An 18067-nucleotide genomic window follows, 5' to 3' on the forward strand; every position below is an offset into this window, starting at 1 on the left:
ACCGCCATGCAGTACCGCACCCTCGGACGCACCGGCATCAAGGTGACGCCCTACGCGCTCGGCGCGATGATGCTCGGCCAGTTCGGCAACCCCGACCGCAGCGAAGGCGTCCGCATCATCCACCGGGCGCTCGACGCCGGGATCAACTTCATCGACACGGCGGACCGCTACGGCGACTCGGAGGAGGTCGTCGGCGAGGCACTGGCCGGACGACGCGACCAGGTCGTCCTCGCGACGAAGTTCCACGGCCCGGTCGACGACGACGTGAACCACCGCGGAGCATCACGTCGGTGGATCGTCGAGGCGGTCGAGCGGTCGCTCCGGAACCTGCGCACCGACCACATCGACCTCTACCAACTGCACCGCCCGGACCCGGACACCGACATCGACGAGACCCTCTCGGCGCTCACCGACCTCGTCCGGCAGGGCAAGGTCCGCGCGATCGGCAGCTCGTCGATGCGCGGCTCCGAGATCGTCGAGGCACAGTGGGTGTCGGAGCGCCGCGGGTTCGAGCGGTTCCGCACCGAGCAGCCGAACTACTCGATCCTCGATCGGGAGATCGAACGCGAGGTCCTGCCCGTCGCGCAGCGGTACGGCATGGGGACGCTCGTCTACAGCCCCCTCGCGGGCGGCTCGCTGACCGGGCGGTACCGTGCCGGGCAGTCGAACGACGAGTTCCGGGCGAGCACCGGCATGCGGCACTTCCGCGACGAACGACGACTGGCCGCGATCGAGCAGCTCATCGCGCTCGCCGACGAGACCGGGATCCGGCTCACGCACCTCGCGATGGCGTTCACGATCGCGCACCCGGGGGTGACGTCGGCGATCGCGGGGCCCCGCACGATGGAGCAGCTCGAGGACACCCTGGCCGGGGTGGACGTGGTGCTCTCCGACGAGGTCCTCGACCGGATCGACGCGATCGTCCCGCCGGGCGAGAGCATCGGGGCGATGGACATGGTGTACCGCGGGCCCGAGGTCGGCTCCCCGGCGATGCGCCGCCGCCCCGAGGACGAGCGCGCCGCTGCCTGACGGTGCTGGTGCTCGGTGCTTGGCGCTTGGTGCTCGGTGCCCCTGGAGGGACTCGAACCCCCAACCGTTTCCTTAGGACGGAACTGCTCTTCCATTGAGCTACAGAGGCTGGCTGGACCACTCTAGCGGGCGCGACCAGGTGACGGACCGGCTCTGCTGCTCAGGCGGACGCCCGGCTCATCGCCGAGGGCGTCGCAGCACCACGAGCACGAAGACCGCCACGATGGCGACCACGACCACGGCAGGGAACAGCAACGGCGGGATCCACTCTGCAGTCCCCACGGCGTCGCGGCAGTCCGACACCGTCGTCGCGCACGACCCGGCCGCTTCGATGAGGCTCATGGACGCATGCTAGGCGAGGACACCGCAACCGGGTCTGCCCTGCGGTGGTGGGTCGCCTCCGCCGCGGCCTGCGAAGGCGCGACCATGACACGGACGGGAGGCGGGGGGGGGGGCGGGCCCCCCCCCCCCCGCCGCCCCCCCCGGCCCCCCCCCCCCCCCCCCGGCGCCCCGGGCCCCCCCCCCCCCCCCCGCGGCCCCCCCCCCCCCCGCCCCCCCCCCCCCGCCCGCGCCCCCCCCCCCCCCCCCCCCCCCCGGGGCCGCCCGGCCCCCCCCCCCCCCCCCCCCCCCGGGGCCTCCCGGCGGTTGCGTCAGTGCTGTCGCGTCCGGACCGTCAGCCGCGTCGGCGACGGCTGGTCACCACCGGCGTGGCGGTGGTCTGCACCTTCGAGCCCGAGTAGATGTGCTCGATGTCCGCGGCGAAGTCCCGCACGATGACCGGACGCTTGATCGTGAGCTTCGGGGTGAGGTGCCCGGACGCCTCCGTGAGGTCGGTGTCGAGGATCGTGAACGACCGGATCGACTCCGCACGCGAAACCCGCTGGTTCGCGGTGTCCACGGCCTCCTGCACGGCCTGGTGCACCCGCTCGTCGTAGGCCGCCTCGTGCGGGTCCAGCACGGGGGAGATGCCCCGGGCCTCGCACCAGCCGGGGAGCATGTCACGGTCGAGCGTCACGAGCGCGGCGACGAACGGCTTGCCCTCGCCGACGACGATCGCCTGCCCGACGAGCGGGTGTTCGCGGATGCCGTCCTCGAGCGGGGCCGGGGCGACGTTCTTGCCGCTCGCGGTGACGATGAGCTCCTTCGCACGACCGGTCACCGTGAGCACGCCGTCGGCGTCGAGGCGGCCGAGGTCGCCCGTCCGGAACCAGCCGTCGGCGAAGGCGTGGTCCGTCGCCTCGTCGTTGTGCCAGTACCGGTCGAAGACGTCGACGCCGCGGATGAGGATCTCGCCGTCGTCGGCGATGCGGACCTCGACACCGGGGAGCGCACGTCCGACGGTGCCGATCCGGAGCTCCGCGGCCCGGTTGACCGTGGCCGGCGCGGTGGTCTCGGTGAGGCCGTAGCCCTCGAGGATGTGGACGCCGATCGAGCGGAAGAAGTGCGACAGCCGCGGCGAGAGCGGAGCCGAACCGCTGACGGCGTAGCGGACGCGTCCACCGATGGCGTCCCGGAGCTTGGCGTAGACGAGCTTGTCGAACAGCGCGAACCGCAGCCGGAGCCCGAGCGGCACCTTGCCCGTGTTCAACGCCTCGGAGTGCGCGACAGCGGTGGCCGCCGCCGCGCGGAAGATCCGGCCCTTGCCGCCGAGGTCGGCCTTCTGCTCGGCCGAGTTGTAGATCTTCTCGAAGACCCGGGGGACGGCGAGGAGGAACGTCGGCTTGAAGGTCGACACGGCCTTCATGAGGTCCTTCGTGTCCGGCTCGTGGCCGACCAGCACGCCCGCGGAGAGCGACATCGCCGCGATGAAGCGCGCGAACACGTGGGCCATCGGGATGAACAGCAGCGTGGACGATCCCTCGGCGATGACCTCGGGCATGGCCTCGGACGCGCCCTCGACCGTGCCGGTGAAGTTGTCGTGCCGGAGCACGCAGCCCTTCGGTCGGCCGGTGGTCCCCGACGTGTAGATGATCGTCGCGTCGTCGTGCCCGTGCACGGTGGCCGTGCGGGCGTCGAGATCGTCGTCGCTGACGTCCTCGCCGAGGCGGGCGAGGTCGTCGAGCCCGCCGCCGTCCATCGTCCAGTGCTGCCCGAGGTGGGGCAGGTCCGGCGCGATGCCCGCGACCCGACGCGCGTGCTGCTCCTGCTCGACGACGATCGCGACGGCCTCGGAGTCCGAGAGGATCCAGCGGATCTGGTCGGGGGAGCTCGTCTCGTACACGGGGACCGAGACGAGTCCGGCGGTCCACACCGCGAAGTCGACCAGGGTCCACTCGAGGCGTGTGCGGGAGAGGATCGCGACGTGCGCGCCCGGCTCGAGGCCCGCGGCGACGAAGCCCTTCGCGATGGCACGGACGCGTGCGAGCGTCTCGGCCGCGGTGATGGGCGTCCAGGTGTCGCCCTGCCGCTGCGCGAGGATCGGCCGGTCGGGCGTGAGTCGCGCACGCTCGGTGAGGAGGCGGGCTGCCGAGCCGTGGTCGGGCGCGACGGGACCGGCGCCGGGACGCGAGGCGTGCCTCCCGGACGGTGTGGCGTCCGCCGGGGCCGCGGCAGACCGCGTGGTGGGCTCGGTGCCGGTCGCGGCGGCGTCCTGTTCGGCGGCGGCATTGGTGAGGCGCTCGGGTCGCTGATCGTTCACGGTGACTCCCTCGTCGGCCGGTTCGATTCGAGTACGCCTCATCGTCGAGGCGACACCGCCAGCATAGGGGCCGTCGCACGGAGAACCCCGTGGAGCGGGCCGTGCGTTCGGTGTGGACACGGCGAACCGGTAGGCTCGTGGACCGTGCACGCCATCGGAATCGACATCGGGGGCACCAAGATCGCGGGAGCGGTCGTCTCGGAGCTCGGCGAGATCCTCGCCGAGGACCGCGTCGCCACGAACGCTGCGGACCCGGACGCCATGCTCGACGACGTCGTGACGATGGTCACGCGCCTCCGGGCCTCCCACGAGGTCAGCGCGGTGGGGGTCGCCGCGCCGGGCTTCATCGACGCGTCGCAGTCGATCGTCTACTACACGCCGAACATCCGGTGGCGGAACGAGCCCCTGCGCCAGAAGCTCCAGGAGCGCATCGGCGACCTGCACATCACCGTCGACAACGACGCGAACGCGGCCGGCTGGGCGGAGTTCCGCTTCGGGGCCGGTCGGCTCGTGTCGGACATGACCATGCTGACGATCGGTACCGGTGTGGGCGGCGCGATCGTCACCGAGGACCGCCTGTTCCGCGGTGGCTTCGGCACCGGCGGCGAGATCGGCCACCTCCGGATCGTCCCGAACGGCCTGCCCTGCGGCTGCGGCGCCCGCGGCTGCATCGAGCAGTACGGCTCGGGTCGTGCACTCCAGCGCATGGCGAACGACGTCGCGGACGCCGGCGGCATCGGGTCCGCGCTCGCCGACGCCCGCGAGCAGAACGGTGGCCAGCTCGACGGCAAGGTCGTCGGCGACCTGATCCTCGCGGACGACCCGGGTGCACTCGCGGCCCTCCGGCGGCTCGGGCGGCACCTCGGTGAGGCCTGCGCGTCGCTGTCGGCCGTGCTCGATCCGCAGCTGTTCGTGTTCGGCGGCGGCGTCGCGAGCGCGGGGGACCGGCTGCTCGAGCCGATCAAGCAGGCCTACCTCAGCAACCTCCCGGCCCGGGGCTACCACCCGGAGCCCGACTTCGTGATCGCGGAGCTCGTGAACGACGCGGGTGTCGTCGGAGCAGCCGACCTCGCCCGGATCCACGCCCGGACGGCGTAGGGTCGGCCACACCCCACCTCCCTCGGAGTCATCGATGACCTACTGGCTGCTGAAGAACTTCCTGCTCGGCCCGCTCATCCTCACGCTGTTCCGACCGTGGGTCGTCGGCCGTGAGCACGTGCCCACCACGGGGCCGGTCATCTTCGCGTCGAACCACATCTCGTTCATCGACTCGGTGATCCTCCCGGCGGTGCTCGACCGCCGCATCTCGTTCCTCGCCAAGAGCGACTACTTCACCGGCCGCGGCCTCAAGGGCTGGGCGACGAAGACGTTCTTCAACGCCATCGGTCAGCTGCCGATCGACCGCTCCGGCGGCAAGGCGTCCGAGGCCTCGCTCCGGACGGGGCTGCAGGTCCTCGCCCGCGGGGAGCAGCTCGGCATCTACCCCGAGGGCACCCGCAGCCCCGACGGCAAGCTCTACCGCGGTCGCACCGGCATCGCGCGGATGATCCTCGAGGGTCGCGTCACGGTGGTCCCGGTCGCGATGGTCGGCACCCGTGAGGTCCAGCAGATCGGCCAGCGGTTCCCGAAGTTCAAGCGCGTCGGCGTCGTGTTCGGCAAGCCGCTCGACTTCTCCCGCTTCCAGGGGTTCGAGACCGACCGCTTCATCCTCCGCAGCGTCACGGACGAGGTCATGCACGAGCTCGCCGGGCTGAGCCGGCAGGAGTACGTCGACGTCTACGCGACGAGTGTCAAGGAGCGTGCGAGCTCCGCGCGGGAGCAGGTCATGAAGGAGCGCGGCGGGGCCTCCGGACGGTAGGCTCACAGGGTCCGGCAACCCGGCCGGACGGCGGGTCGCGACCGGACATCCGGTCGCCCGACCGGCCGTGAGCCCAGAACACCGAGGTAACGCCCTTGTTCGAGTCGACCGACTTCGTCGCCCTGCAGGATCCGGACGTCATCGAGGGGCTCGACCAATGGCGCACGCTCCCGATCAAGCAGCAGCCCACGTGGCCGGACGCGGCAGCAGCAGAGGCGGCCTCGGCCGAGATCGCGACGCTGCCGCCCCTCGTCTTCGCTGGCGAGGTCGACAAGCTCCGTGAACGGCTCGCCGCCGCGGCCCAGGGGAAGGCGTTCCTGCTCCAGGGCGGTGACTGCGCCGAGACCTTCGCCGGCGCCACCGCCGACTCGATCCGCGACCGCGTCAAGACGATCCTGCAGATGGCCGTCGTCCTCACGTACGGTGCCTCGATGCCCGTCATCAAGATGGGCCGCATGGCGGGGCAGTTCGCGAAGCCGCGTTCGAGCGACTTCGAGACCCGCGGGGACGTCACGCTGCCGGCGTACCGCGGTGACATCGTCAACGGCTACGACTTCACGCCGGAGAGCCGGCAGGCCGACCCCCGTCGCCTCGTGCAGGGGTACCACACGGCTGCGTCGACGCTGAACCTCGTCCGCGCCTTCACGCAGGGCGGGTTCGCCGACCTGCGCCAGGTGCACTCGTGGAACAAGGGCTTCGCGTCGAACCCGGCGAACGCCCGGTACGAGCACCTCGCGAAGGAGATCGACCGCGCGATCCGCTTCATGGACGCCTGCGGTGCCGACTTCGAAGCGTTGAAGCACGTCGAGTTCTACGCCTCGCACGAGGGGCTGCTCATGGACTACGAGCGCCCGATGACCCGCATCGACTCCCGGTCCGGCCAGGCGTACGACACCTCCGGCCATTTCATCTGGATCGGGGAGCGCACCCGTGACATCGACGGCGCGCACGTCGACTTCCTGTCCCGCGTGCGGAACCCGATCGGTGTCAAGCTCGGCCCGACGACCTCGGTCGACGACATGAAGGCACTCGTCGAGAAGCTCGACCCGAACCGCGAGCCCGGACGCCTGACCTTCATCACGCGCATGGGCGCCGGGAAGATCCGCGACGAGCTGCCGAAGCTCCTCGAGGCCATCAAGAGCATGGACGCCAATCCGCTCTGGGTGACCGACCCCATGCACGGCAACGGCCTCACCACCCCGACCGGCTACAAGACGCGCCGCTTCGACGACGTCGTGGACGAGGTGCTCGGGTTCTTCGAGGCCCACCGCCAGGTCGGCACGTACCCGGGCGGCATGCACGTCGAGCTCACGGGCGACGACGTGACGGAGTGCCTCGGCGGCTCCGAGCACATCGACGAGGCGACGCTCGCGACCCGGTACGAGTCCCTCTGCGACCCGCGGCTGAACCACATGCAGTCGCTCGAGCTGGCGTTCCTCGTCGCCGAGGAGCTCGGGGCACACCCGCACACCGCGCGCTGAGCGCGGCGCGCGGCTGCGGCGCGTGCGGCGCATGCGGCGCATGCGGCGCGTGCGGCGCATCTGCCCGCGAAAGCGACAGAACCCCGCGACCCCGTCGCGGGGTTCTGTCGCTTTCGCGGGGCACCCGGCGGCGCGCAGCGCGCTCTTGTCGCTTCCGCAGTGCGGTCGCGCCGGGTGCGCACGTGACGGCCGGGAGGCGCGGGGCGGGCTGGCACCGTGCCTCCCGGCCGTCGGGTGGTCGCGAAGGCGACAGTCTTGCGCGGCGCGGTGGTGCACATCTGTCGATTTCGCGGAGCGGACGGCGGCCGGCAGCGCGCTTCTGTCGCTTTCGCGGGGCGGTCGCCCGCGCGGCCGCGCACCTGCACGTCCGCGCGCCGCGCGCCGCGCGCGGCGCTACTGCTCGTACGCGAGGGTGATCGTGTCGCCGCGGTGCACGGTGGTGCCCGCGGGCGGGTCCGTCCCCGTCACGGGGAGCGTGGCCTTCCAGTCGTAGAAGCCGCAGAGGATGTTCGTGCAGTCCGGGACAGAGACCTTGAGCCCGAGGCCCTCGAGGGTGCTCGTCGCGTCGTTGATCGTCTTGTCGTGCACGTCCGGCAGCTGGATCGGCGCCGGACCCTTCGACACGACGACGTCGATCTTCGTGCCCTGCACTGCGGGGTCGTCGGTCGCGGACGCCGAGATGATCTGCCCCTCGGGCACCTGGTCGTCGTACTTGGCGTCCTGCGACCCGAGTTCCAGGCCGACGCCGTCGAGTGTGGACCGCGCATCGTCCACGGTCTTGCCGACCACGTCGGGCACGGGGCCGAGCGAGACGGTCAGTGTCACCGGGCCGCGCTCGGCGTAGGTCTCCGTCTTGCCGAGGTCGACCGCGCCGGAGGCATCGCGTCCGGTCGCGGCGATGACGGTGTCCTTCGCGGCGTCCGCGGAGAACTGGTACTGGGTGTCCTGCAGCTCGAAGTCGTCGTCGAGCGCGGCGGTGACGGTCGACTCCGGCTGGCCGATGATCGCGGGGAGGGCGATCATGCGCGGCCCGTCGGAGAGGACGAGCTGGATCGCGGTGCCCTTCCGGACCTCGCGCTTCGCGGCCGGCTTCGTCGTGGAGACCTCGCCCTTCGCGATGACCGCGTCGAACCGGTGGCCGTTCGACGCCGCCGTGCGCAGCCCCTGCGCCTCGATCAGTTGGCGGGCCTGCGACACGCTCTTGCCGGCGACCTCCGGGATGCGGACGTTGCCGAGCGGCCCCGGCCCGTACACCCAGCCGATCGTCCCGCCGATGAGCGCCAGCAGCACGACGATCGCGAGGACGATCCACCCGCGCTTGCGGCGCTTCGCGGACTTGTCGGCGAGCCGCTGTGCCGCGGGGGAGAGCACGCCGGGTTGCCCGCCGGTGCGGCGCGGACCGGGCTGGTTCCGTCCGCGCTGCCGCGGTGCGGTACCGGCCGCGGCGGCGCCCGTGCCGGCGGCGACGCCTGCTGCCCCGGAGGCCGCGCGGTCGAGGACGGTCGTGTCGTCGGCGTCGTCCTCCGGTGCCGAGCCGTAGGAGGCCGGGGTGTGGGACGCCGGTCCGTCGGACGGGAGGATCGCGGTGGCGTTCTCGGGTCGGAGCACCGCGGTCCGGTACTGCCCGGTCGCGCGCTGGGCTCCGCCCGACATGTGGTCGAGCATCTCCCGCGCATCGGCCGGCCGGTCGTCGGGGTTGCGTGCGGTCGCCCAGGCCACGAGCTCGTCGAGCTCCGGCGGGACGCCGGGGATCGCCGCGCTCGGGCGGGGCACGGTGTCGTTCGCGTGCTGGTACGCGATCTGCATCGGCTGGTCGCCCTTGTACGGCTGCTCACCGGTGAGCATCTCGTAGAGCATGATGCCGAGCGCGTAGATGTCGCTGCGGGAGTCGGCGGCGCCCCGGGTCACGAGCTCGGGGGAGAGGTACGCGATCGTGCCGAGCAGCGCGGCCCCGGTCGCCGTGTTCGCCGTCGAGGCGCGCGCGAGGCCGAAGTCGCCGAGCTTGATCCGACCGTCGTCGGCGAGCAGGACGTTCTCGGGCTTGAGGTCGCGGTGCACGATGCCGGCGCGGTGTGCGGACGCGAGCCCCGCGAGGACGGCGCGGAGGATGTCGGTCGCCTGCTCCGGCGTGAGGGCGTGGTGCTCCTGCAGGAGGTCCCGCAGCGTGATGCCGGGGATGTACTCCATGACGATGTAGGCGGTGTCGTCCTCGGCACCCTGGTCGTACACGCCGACGAGGTTCGGGTGCGAGAGCCGGGCGGCGGAACGGGCCTCCTGGATGAAGCGCTCGCGGAACGCCTGGTCGTCGGCGAGGTGCCCGTGCATGATCTTGATCGCGACGCGCCGCTCGAGTCGGACGTCGGTGGCGAGGTAGACCGTCGCCATACCGCCGCGGGCGATGCGGGAGCGCACACGGTACCGTCGGTCGATCATCCGACCGATCATGGGGTCCGTGGCGTTCGTGGTCATCTGCGGCATTCTACGAATCCGGGCTGCACGAGCCCGTACTGACGCTCCGACCGTTACCCGATCTCGACCTCTGGGATGAGTCGCACTGGCCGATCGGCTGAGCGATCGTCAGGAAGACGTGCCCGCACTCAGAGCGAGGCGAGCCAGGTCTCCGCCGGGCCGGCCCACTTCGCGTACGCCTTCGGGTACGCCGACACCTGCACGGCCTGCGCGGCGTCCGTCACGCTCATCGACGCCCAACCCGGGACACCGAGCAACCCGCGGGTCTTGCCGGGGTTCCCCGCGAAGAACCGCTTGGCCGCGGTCGAGGGGTCCTGCAGGGAGGCGGCGCTGCCCCAACCCTGGCTCGGCCGCTGCTGGAAGAGGCCGACCGAGTCGCGGTCGCCGTGCGAGAGGTTCCTGAGGCTCGACTCCTGCATCGCGGCGGCCAGGGCGACGACGAGCCCGCGCTGCGGGACGCCGAGCGAGCGACCCACGCTGACGATCGTGGCCGCGTTCCGCCACTGCTCGGCGCTGAGGACCGTGCTCGAGACCGACGCTCCGGTGGACCCGGTCGAGGTCGCCGCAGCGGTCGACACGGTGGCTCCCGGCAGCACGAGCGTCTTGCCCGCGTAGATCGTGCTCGTGTAGCTGAGGCCGTTCGCGGCGAGGAGCGCCTTCACCGACACGTGGTGCGCGGCGGCGATGGACGCGATCGTGTCGCCCGAGACGATCTTCACGTGTCCGCTGCTGGTGGACGCCGTGGATGCGGGCCGCGGGGAGGCACTCGACGACGAGGTGCTCGGAGTGCTCGCGGCCGAGGCGGAGGGCACCCGGAGGGTCTGCCCGGGGTAGATGACGCTCCGCTGCGAGAGGTTGTTGGCCCGGAGGAGCGCCTGCGTCGACACGCCGATCCGGGAGGCGATGCCCGACACGGTGTCGCCCGAGCGCACGTGGTAGCTCCCCGTGGTCGACGTCGTCGTCGTCCGTGCCGGAGCGGCCTGCACCGCGGGGGTGCTGGCGAGGTGGAGGGTCTGCCCCGGGTGGATGATCGTGTTCCAGCCGAGGCCGTTGCGCACGAGCACCTCCTGCGCAGAGAGGCCGTAGCGTGCCGCGATCGCGGACACGGTGTCGCCTTGCCGCACGGTGTAGTTCGTGGGCACAGCGGTGGTGGGGGTCTTGGAGACGGCGGCGACCGTCGTGACCGTGGTCTCGGCCGGACGCGCGACGGCGGTGGTGAACACCGGGCCGTCGCTCTCGTTGCGGTCCTGGTCCACGTGCCGCTTGTTGGCACCTCCCTCGTCGTCGTGCCGCGCTTCGAGGTGCGCGACCGGTCCGGTCAGGCCGGCGGTCACGGCGATCGTTCCGGCGAGGACGATCGGCATGGTCGCGAAGCGGGCGGATCGCGCGCGTCGGGCGGCCTCGTCTGCAGCGTTGTCCACGGTGGTCTCCTGTCCTCGGTGAGCCGGTCACGCGCGCGTGTGCGCACTCACAGGTGGCTCAACGCTGGCATGGGCTGATTCCCAAGTCAACCAGAGAGTCGAATGTTGCGCGTGTGACTGGTGTGACGAACGGGGTGTACGACACCTCGCGTCGCTCTGGCAACATGGGCGTGTGAGTCCTGCACCCACTGACGACGCGACCCTTTCCGAACGCTGGCTGACGGTCCCCGACCTCGTCGAGCTGTTCGGCGTGACCCCCGGCCGGGTCCACCGGCTCTTCGAGCAGAAGACACTGCTGCCCGCCCGGGTGGACGGTGTGCTCCGGGTACCGAGCGAGTTCCTCGACGGCTCCGAGCCGCTCCCCGAGCTCCGCGGCACGCTGATCGTGCTCGCCGACAACGGCTTCTCCGACGACGAGGCGGTGCGCTGGATGCTCGCCGTCGACGACGCGATCGGCGACTCGCCGATCAACGCGCTGCGCGCCGGCCGCAAGGCCGAGGTGCGCCGCATCGCGCAGTCACTGCTCTAGCTGCGACCGCGGCTCTGGCGGCGACGCGCTGACGGACTGGAGGCGCGGTGCGGGCCCGCGCTGAGCCTCCGGTCCGTCCGTCGCCTCCGTCTACGCGACGCGGCGCGTGACCGTGTCGGCCAACGACGCGAGCTGCTCACGCGCCGACGGCGTGAGCGGTGCCGCGTCGAGCGCGGCCTTGGCGCGCTGCACGTGCCGGTCGATCGAGCGCTCGACCGCCGCCACGGCGCCCGAGTCGGTGAGGGTCGCGCGGAGCATCTGCACCTGCGCCTCGTCGAGGTCCGGGTCGCCGAGCAGCTCGTCCAGCAGCTGTCGAGGGCCGGGGGAGAGCGTCTTGCGGGCGCTCGCGATGAGGACGGTGCGCTTGCCCTCGCGGAGGTCGTCGCCGGCGGGCTTCCCGGTGACCTCGGGGTCGCCGAAGACGCCGAGCATGTCGTCGCGGAGCTGGTACGCCACGCCGAGGGGCAGTCCGAAGGAACGGAGACCCTCGAGCTGCGACTCGCTCGCGCCGGCGACCAGGGCGCCGATGACCAGCGGGGCCTCGACCGAGTACTTCGCTGACTTGAAGACGATGACGCGCTGGGCGCGGAGGAGGTGCTCGCCCTCGTCGATCGCCGGCCACGCGGTCTCCTCGTGCACGTCGAGGTACTGCCCCGCCGTGACGTCGAGGCGCATCGCGTGGAACTCCTGGCGGACGATCCGGGCGCGGGCGGGATCGAGGAGCGCGAGGCCCTCGTCGAAGACCGCGTCGCTCAGGGAGAGCAGCAGGTCCCCGAGCAGCAGCGCCGAGTTCGTGCCGTACTGCGCGCGGTCGCCGGTGAACCCCGAGTCGCGGTGGAGCGCCTCGAACCGACGGTGCACCGCGGGGAGGCCGCGACGGGTGTCCGAGCGGTCCATGATGTCGTCGTGCACGAGCGCAGCGGCGTGGAACACCTCGAGCGCTGCGGCGACGGTGACGACCGCCTCGGCCGTGGTCTGGCGGGAGCCCTCGGCGAGGGGGTCGAACGACCCGGAACGCCCGGCCACGGACTGCCAGCCCCAGTAGCAGAACAGGGCCCGGAAGCGCTTGCCGCCGGACAGGAGGTCCCGCGCGTACTCGTCGAACGGAGCGAGGTCGGGGCTGATCGCGAGGAGCCGTTCACGCTGCTCGTCCAGGGCCCGTTCGATCCGAGCGGAAACGAGGTCCACTAATCGCGTACTCTCAGCCACACTCCCTACCCTAGTGGAGTGGTCGGGACGTAGAATCGGCCGACCAAGACCTTGCGTCGATCCCAGGAACAGAGGGAACACAGATGCCACTCTCGGAGCAAGAGCAGCGCCTCCTCGAAGAGATGGAGCGCAGCCTCTATCAGAACGACTCCGACTTCGTCGCGCGCGTCACGCGGCGCCAGGGTCGTCCGACCTACACGTCGATCGCGCTCGGGGTGCTCGGTGCACTCGCGGGCGTCGCCGTCGTCATCGTCGGACTGGTCCTCCGCCAGCCGCTCGTCGGGATCCTCGGGTTCGTGATCATGCTCGCCGGCGTGTTGTTCGCGCTGCGCCCGGGCATGCGGGCTCCCAAGGCGAAGCCGGGCCGGACGCCGAGGTCCGGCGGTTCGTCGGGGTCGAAGCGTTCGTCGTCGGGCGGGTCCTTCATGGACCGCATGAACGAGCGCTGGGACAAGCGCAACGAGCAGGGGCAGTAGCTCCACCTCCTCCACACGTCGCAACGGGGTCGGTCCTTCGGGACCGGCCCCGTTCCGCGTGTCCGGGGCGGGGCACGAAGCGCGGAGTGCGCGCGCGGGAGCGCCGCGGTCGGTGGGCCGGGCGACGGGCGAGGGCTGATCGCAAGACGTGCCGCGTGCGGGTTGCCGTGGTCGCAAGAAGTGTCGGCCGCGGCGAAGGCGAGCGGCACGTTGTGCGACCAAGTGCGCGGCGTCGTCCGGAGGTGCCGAGCGTCGTGCCGCACGCGTCCGGCTCGCCTGATCGCGAGACGTGCGGGGTCGGTGGGCTGGGTCTGGTCGCACGACGTGCCACGTGCGGTCGACGTGGTCGCACGAAGTGTCGGCCGCGCCGAAGGTGAGCGGCACGTTGTGCGACCAACGCCGGGCGGACGCGACGGGCGGGACGCAGGTACGGAGCGCGGGCCGTTGGCTGCCGTGGTCACGACATCCCGCGTGCACGTCGTCGAGTGGTCGCGAAGTGTCGCCCGTGACGTTCCGGAGCGACCGTCCGTGACCGTACGACGTGGATCACGCGGGGAGTCGTGACCGCGCGACGTTCGCGAACCGGGGCCTCGACGATGCGGCGCGGGGCACCGGGGTGACCGCACGGCGGAGGTGAGCGGCGTGGCGGGGGTGCGCCGCGCCTCCAGGCCGTGCTGGGGCCGTGAAAGCCCTCCACTTTCCTCCACACCCTCCACTGCCCTCCACACCCCCGTGTTTCCGGGGGTACTGCGCGTCTGAGCGGGTGCGTATCTCGATGGAAGCCGCCCCAGAAGGGGGCACAGGGGTGTTTTCGGAAGCGCAAACCTGGGCACGGGGAGGGGAGTGGAGTAAAGTGGGGCCAGCAACGGTCCGGTGGAGCGGAGGGGAGGCCCGACGTGCTGCTCGGTACCTACGCCCCGAAGCTCGACGAGAAGGGTCGCGTGATCCTCCCCGCCAAGTTCCGGGACGAGCTGTCCGGGGGGCTCGTGATGACCCGCGGGCAGGAGCGCTGCGTCGTCGTCTTCAGCGCGGACACGTTCGAGGAACTCCACGAGCGCATCCGCACCGCTCCGATGACGTCGAAGCGCACCCGGGACTACATGCGTCTGTTCCTCTCCGGAGCGAGCGCCGAGCAGCCCGACAAGCAGAACCGCGTCACGATCCCGCAGAACCTCCGCGACTACGCGGGGCTCGAGCGGGACCTGACGGTCATCGGCTCCGGTGACCGTGCCGAGATCTGGTCGACCACCGCGTGGGAGGCCTACTACGCCGAGGTCGAAGAGGGCTTCGCCGACAACGACGAGGAGGTGATCCCGGGGATCTTCTGATCCGCGGATCGGGACTCCCAGCCGTGGTGCCCTGACGTCACTTCCCCGACGTCAGGTCGCATGGATGGGGATCCGGACCCGCGGCCCGGAAGGACACAGGGGCTGACATGGCCGAAGACCAGAGGGAACGCTTCCCGCACACGCCGGTGATGCTCGAGCGCATCGTCGAGCTGTTCACACCGACGCTCGAGGGACCCGGCAAGGTCGTGGTCGACGCGACGCTCGGCATGGGCGGCCACTCCGAGGGACTGCTCGAGCGGTTCCCCGAGCTGACGCTGATCGGTCTCGACCGTGACACCGACGCCCTCGGGATCGCGGGGGAGCGGCTCGCACGGTTCGGTGACCGCGTCCGGCTCGTGCACACCGTGTACGACGGCATCGCCGACGCGATCGCGGGCGAGGGCTTCGACGAGGTCGACGGTGTGCTGTTCGACCTCGGTGTCAGCTCGCTGCAGCTCGACCGTGCCGAGCGTGGCTTCGCCTACAGCCAGGACGCCCCGCTCGACATGCGCATGGACCGCACCGAGGGGCAGACCGCGGCCGACGTCCTCGCGACGTACGACGAGGGCGAACTCCGTCGGATCTTCCAGCGCTACGGCGAGGAGAAGCTCGCCGGCCGGTACGCCCGGGCCATCGTCGAGCGTCGTGCGACGAAGCCGTTCGAGATGTCGGGCGACCTCGTGCAGGTCCTCCACGACGCCACGCCGGTGGCCGTCCAGCGCCAGGGCCACCCCGCGAAGCGCGTGTTCCAGGCGCTGCGCATCGAGGTGAACGCCGAGCTCAGCGTGCTCGAGCGGGCCATCCCGGCAGCGCTCGACGCGATCGCGGTGGGCGGCCGGATCGTCGTCGAGTCGTACCAGTCCCTCGAGGACCGCATGGTGAAGCGCGAACTCGTGGCTCGCACGACCTCGAGCGCCCCCGCGGGCCTCCCCGTCGAGCTGCCCGAGCACCGTCCCACCTTCCAGCTGGTCGTCAAGGGCGCCGAACTGGCCGACGAGGCCGAACGCGCCGCCAACCCCCGAGCCATCCCCGTGCGCCTGCGCGCGGCCGAACGGATCCGGAAGTGACATGAGCACGAACCTCGCACTCGTCGACCCCGTCGTCCCGTCCCGCGCGCCCCGGCCGTCCCGCCAGGACCAGCGTGACCGGCCCGAGCTCGTCGAGGTCGCGCCGAGCAAGGCGCAGCGTCGTGCCCGGCCGCGGATCGCGTACGCGATCGTGGCGGTCTCGGCGCTCGGCATCCTGCTCCTGGCGCAGCTCGGGATCAGCATGGTGCTCAGCCAGGGTGCCTACACGCTGAACTCGCTCGACGCCGAGCAGACCAAGCTCACGCGGACGCAGCAGTCGCTCTCCGAGGAACTGCGCGTGCTCGACTCGCCGCAGAACCTCGCCCGGAACGCGCAGGGCCTCGGCATGATCGCGAACTCGACGCCGGTGTACCTCGACCCGAAGACCGGGCGGGTGTACGGCACGCCGACGCCCGCGAAGGCGGACGAGGCGACCGCGGCGACGGAGAACCTCGTGCCGAACTCGCTCCTGCAGGACGTACCGCTCGTCACCAAGGGCAAGGGGACCGAGAAGGCCGCAGCGGAGGAGGGCGACGCGACGAGCACGTCCGACGCGACGAGCAAGACCGACGCGACGAGCACGACCGACACTGCGAAGACCGACGCTGAGAAGACCGGGGGCGCCAGCGCGTCGGACGGGGCAACCTCGAAGTCGTCCGTAGAGTCCGACCCGAACCAGCTCCAGGCACCGACCACCCGGTGACCGTGGCGCTGGTGGCCGCCACCACCGGCACCGCCATCACTGGGACCGGCACCACCGGGACCGCCACCACCGGGAAGGACCGCGCCGCGTGACCAAGACGATCCGCAACCGACGACTGCGCTACAGCGTGGTGATGATCGCCGTGATCGCCCTCGTGGCGGTGTTCGTCGTCCGGCTCGTCGACATCCAGGTGGTCCAGGCAGCCGACCTCGACAAGGCGTCCGAAGCGAAGCGGAGCATCCCGGTCACGGTGTACGGGGACCGCGGCGCGATCGTCGACCGAAACGGCGTCGAACTCGCCGACAGCGTCACCCGGTACAACATCACGACGGCGCCCCGCCTGGTCTCGAAGTTCAAGGGCAAGCTCGGCGGCACGCGGGTGAAGGAGGTCAGTGTCGACACGGCCCTGGACGCCCTCGTCAAGGCCTCCGGCGGCGACCTGAAGACCATGCGCGAGAACATCGCGGCCGACCCGAAGTCGGACTTCGCGTACCTGGTCAAGGGCCTCGACGTGAAGCACTACGAAGCCGTCATCGCCCTGCAGATCCCGTGGGTCTACGCCGCACCGCAGGCTGCCAGGGTGTACCCGACCGGCGCCACCACCGGCAACATCACCGGCTTCCTGGGCACCGACGGCGCCCAGGCTGGCCTCGAGTACGCGTACGACGCGTGCCTCGCCGGGGTGAACGGCTCGCAGACGTACGAGCGCGGCGCGGACGGCGTGCAGCTCCCCGGCTCGACCGTGACGACGAAGCAGGCCAAGGACGGCGGGACGCTCGAGACGACGATCGACAGCGACCTGCAGTACATGGCGAACCAGACGATCGCGTCCGCGGGGAAGCAGCTGCAGGCGCAGTCCGCGACCGCCACGGTCATCAACGCGAAGACCGGCGAGGTCCTCGCGGTGGCAGATTGGCCGACGGTCGACCCCAACGACGTGGACGCGACGACCGACAAGGGCGCCTACGGGTCCCGGGCGATCACCGACACCTACGAGCCCGGGTCGACGATCAAGGCCGCCATCGCTGCCGCCCTGATCAACGAGGGCAAGTCGAGCCCGACCGACGGCACCACCGTCCCGTACTCGCGGACGTTCCCGTGGGGCGGGACCATCCACGACGCCGAGTTCCACCCGACCGAGCAGCTCACGCTCACGGGGATCCTGCAGGACTCGTCGAACGTCGGCATCACCGAGCTCGGTGAGCGCCTGACGAAGCAGCAGCGCTACGACTACATGAAGAAGTTCGGCCTGTTCGAGCCCGAGTCCGCGATCGACTACCCGGGCCAGCCGGGGATGCAGTACGGCTCGACCCCCGACTGGGACTCCCAGACGAACATCAACTCGATGTTCGGGCAGGGCATCTCGACGACGGCCCTCCAGGTGGCGAGCATCTACCAGACGCTCGCGAACCAGGGTGTCCGGATCCCGCTGCACTTGGTCAAGGGGTGCGAGACCGCGGACGGCAAGACGATCGACGCGCCCGACGTGCAGCCGGAGCGGGTCGTCTCGGCCAGCGCGGCCCAGCAGACGGTCAAGATGCTGCAGAGCGTCGTCAAGGGCGGCACGCTCGTGGGCATGCAGCCGATCTCGGGCTACAACGTCGCCGCGAAGACCGGTACCGCCGAGGTGGCCGAGGGCTCGAAGGGCTACGGCGGCCAGCGCATCATCTCCGTGGCCGGAATGGCACCTGCGGAAGACCCCCAGTATGTTGTCACGGTGACGTTCACGAAGCCGCAGACGAGCAAGTTCTCGTCCGGTGCGGCTCCGGCGTTCCGAACCCTCATGTCCCAGGTGCTCGAGAAGTACCGAGTAACCCCCTCCGCGTCCGAGGCGAAGCTGTACCCGTCCACGTGGTGAG

Annotated in this window: 15 protein-coding genes and 1 tRNA gene; 10 read left to right on the forward strand and 6 right to left on the reverse strand. The window is 71.2% G+C overall.

Annotated elements, in window-relative coordinates; all coding sequences use genetic code 11:
* Positions 1 to 6 precede the first annotated feature (6 nt).
* Positions 7 to 1029 (forward strand): aldo/keto reductase, encoded by a 1023-nt coding sequence (locus ACIPYW_RS15165; RefSeq protein ID WP_400414961.1) that lies wholly within the window; start codon positions 7 to 9, stop codon positions 1027 to 1029.
* 37 nt (positions 1030 to 1066) lie between these two features.
* Here ACIPYW_RS15165 and ACIPYW_RS15170 read toward each other — a convergent pair.
* From ACIPYW_RS15170 to ACIPYW_RS15180, 3 genes are all read right to left on the reverse strand, one after another.
* Positions 1067 to 1138: transfer RNA gene (locus ACIPYW_RS15170), tRNA-Arg, on the reverse strand.
* Between the two features lie 68 nt (positions 1139 to 1206).
* Positions 1207 to 1371 (reverse strand): hypothetical protein, encoded by a 165-nt coding sequence (locus tag ACIPYW_RS15175; RefSeq protein WP_400414963.1) that lies wholly within the window; start codon positions 1369 to 1371, stop codon positions 1207 to 1209.
* Positions 1372 to 1702: 331 nt separating this feature from the next.
* Positions 1703 to 3667 (reverse strand): AMP-dependent synthetase/ligase, encoded by a 1965-nt coding sequence (locus ACIPYW_RS15180; protein WP_400414965.1) that lies wholly within the window; start codon positions 3665 to 3667, stop codon positions 1703 to 1705.
* A gap of 144 nt (positions 3668 to 3811) precedes the next feature.
* Between ACIPYW_RS15180 and ACIPYW_RS15185 the strand changes: the two genes are divergently transcribed.
* The 3 genes from ACIPYW_RS15185 (at position 3812) to ACIPYW_RS15195 (ending at position 7006) form a co-directional block, all read left to right on the forward strand.
* A complete protein-coding gene (locus tag ACIPYW_RS15185) occupies positions 3812 to 4765 on the forward strand; it encodes an ROK family glucokinase (RefSeq protein WP_290132121.1) in 954 nt (317 codons plus the stop codon).
* 34 nt (positions 4766 to 4799) lie between these two features.
* Entirely contained in the window at positions 4800 to 5525 is a 726-nt protein-coding gene (locus ACIPYW_RS15190; protein ID WP_400414967.1) for a lysophospholipid acyltransferase family protein, read from the forward strand.
* 95 nt (positions 5526 to 5620) lie between these two features.
* Positions 5621 to 7006: a class II 3-deoxy-7-phosphoheptulonate synthase gene (locus ACIPYW_RS15195; RefSeq protein ID WP_400414970.1), complete on the forward strand. Its 1386-nt coding sequence runs from the start codon at positions 5621 to 5623 to the stop codon at positions 7004 to 7006.
* 393 nt (positions 7007 to 7399) lie between these two features.
* On the opposite strand, the gene pknB is transcribed toward ACIPYW_RS15195, so the two are convergent.
* Together pknB and ACIPYW_RS15205 are read right to left on the reverse strand one after the other, a co-directional pair.
* Complete coding sequence (gene pknB, locus ACIPYW_RS15200) at positions 7400 to 9475, reverse strand: Stk1 family PASTA domain-containing Ser/Thr kinase (protein WP_400414972.1); 2076 nt, start codon at positions 9473 to 9475, stop codon at positions 7400 to 7402.
* 128 nt (positions 9476 to 9603) lie between these two features.
* Positions 9604 to 10896: a LysM peptidoglycan-binding domain-containing protein gene (locus ACIPYW_RS15205; protein WP_400414975.1), complete on the reverse strand. Its 1293-nt coding sequence runs from the start codon at positions 10894 to 10896 to the stop codon at positions 9604 to 9606.
* 172 nt (positions 10897 to 11068) lie between these two features.
* Here ACIPYW_RS15205 and ACIPYW_RS15210 point away from each other — a divergent pair, with 172 nt between their 5' ends.
* Entirely contained in the window at positions 11069 to 11425 is a 357-nt protein-coding gene (locus ACIPYW_RS15210; protein WP_290132116.1) for an Rv2175c family DNA-binding protein, read from the forward strand.
* 90 nt (positions 11426 to 11515) lie between these two features.
* Here the strand turns inward: ACIPYW_RS15210 and ACIPYW_RS15215 are convergent, their stop codons facing one another.
* The gene (locus ACIPYW_RS15215; RefSeq protein ID WP_400414978.1) at positions 11516 to 12634 is read right to left on the reverse strand and encodes a polyprenyl synthetase family protein; all 1119 of its coding nucleotides are present in this window, start codon (positions 12632 to 12634) and stop codon (positions 11516 to 11518) included.
* A gap of 83 nt (positions 12635 to 12717) precedes the next feature.
* Here ACIPYW_RS15215 and ACIPYW_RS15220 point away from each other — a divergent pair, with 83 nt between their 5' ends.
* The 5 genes from ACIPYW_RS15220 to ACIPYW_RS15240 all read left to right on the forward strand — a co-directional run bounded on the left by ACIPYW_RS15220 (position 12718) and on the right by ACIPYW_RS15240 (position 18066).
* A complete protein-coding gene (locus tag ACIPYW_RS15220) occupies positions 12718 to 13110 on the forward strand; it encodes a DUF3040 domain-containing protein (protein WP_290132114.1) in 393 nt (130 codons plus the stop codon).
* Between the two features lie 896 nt (positions 13111 to 14006).
* Positions 14007 to 14438, forward strand: coding sequence for a division/cell wall cluster transcriptional repressor MraZ (gene mraZ, locus ACIPYW_RS15225; RefSeq protein ID WP_290132113.1), 432 nt, complete (start codon positions 14007 to 14009; stop codon positions 14436 to 14438).
* Between the two features lie 107 nt (positions 14439 to 14545).
* Positions 14546 to 15505 carry a 16S rRNA (cytosine(1402)-N(4))-methyltransferase RsmH gene (gene rsmH, locus ACIPYW_RS15230; RefSeq protein ID WP_290132112.1) on the forward strand — a complete coding sequence of 320 codons (960 nt, stop codon included), beginning with the start codon at positions 14546 to 14548 and terminating at the stop codon, positions 15503 to 15505.
* A gap of 1 nt (position 15506) precedes the next feature.
* A complete protein-coding gene (locus tag ACIPYW_RS15235) occupies positions 15507 to 16208 on the forward strand; it encodes a hypothetical protein (RefSeq protein ID WP_400414983.1) in 702 nt (233 codons plus the stop codon).
* An 88-nt stretch (positions 16209 to 16296) separates the two neighbouring features.
* Positions 16297 to 18066 (forward strand): peptidoglycan D,D-transpeptidase FtsI family protein, encoded by a 1770-nt coding sequence (locus tag ACIPYW_RS15240; RefSeq protein ID WP_400414985.1) that lies wholly within the window; start codon positions 16297 to 16299, stop codon positions 18064 to 18066.
* Position 18067 lies beyond the last annotated feature (1 nt).

Source organism: Curtobacterium sp. NPDC089689 (genome assembly GCF_044749145.1).
In the GTDB taxonomy this organism is placed as follows: Bacteria; Actinomycetota; Actinomycetes; order Actinomycetales; family Microbacteriaceae; genus Curtobacterium.

Excerpts from the sequence above, each read along its gene's own strand:
- ACIPYW_RS15165 (WP_400414961.1), top strand. The coding sequence starts at position 7 with ATGCAGTACCGCACCCTCGGACGCACCGGCATCAAGGTGACGCCCTAC.
- ACIPYW_RS15175 (WP_400414963.1), bottom strand. The coding sequence starts at position 1,371 with ATGAGCCTCATCGAAGCGGCCGGGTCGTGCGCGACGACGGTGTCGGAC.
- ACIPYW_RS15190 (WP_400414967.1), top strand. The coding sequence starts at position 4,800 with ATGACCTACTGGCTGCTGAAGAACTTCCTGCTCGGCCCGCTCATCCTC.
- pknB (WP_400414972.1), bottom strand. The coding sequence starts at position 9,475 with ATGACCACGAACGCCACGGACCCCATGATCGGTCGGATGATCGACCGA.
- ACIPYW_RS15220 (WP_290132114.1), top strand. The coding sequence starts at position 12,718 with ATGCCACTCTCGGAGCAAGAGCAGCGCCTCCTCGAAGAGATGGAGCGC.
- rsmH (WP_290132112.1), top strand. The coding sequence starts at position 14,546 with ATGGCCGAAGACCAGAGGGAACGCTTCCCGCACACGCCGGTGATGCTC.
- ACIPYW_RS15235 (WP_400414983.1), top strand. The coding sequence starts at position 15,507 with ATGAGCACGAACCTCGCACTCGTCGACCCCGTCGTCCCGTCCCGCGCG.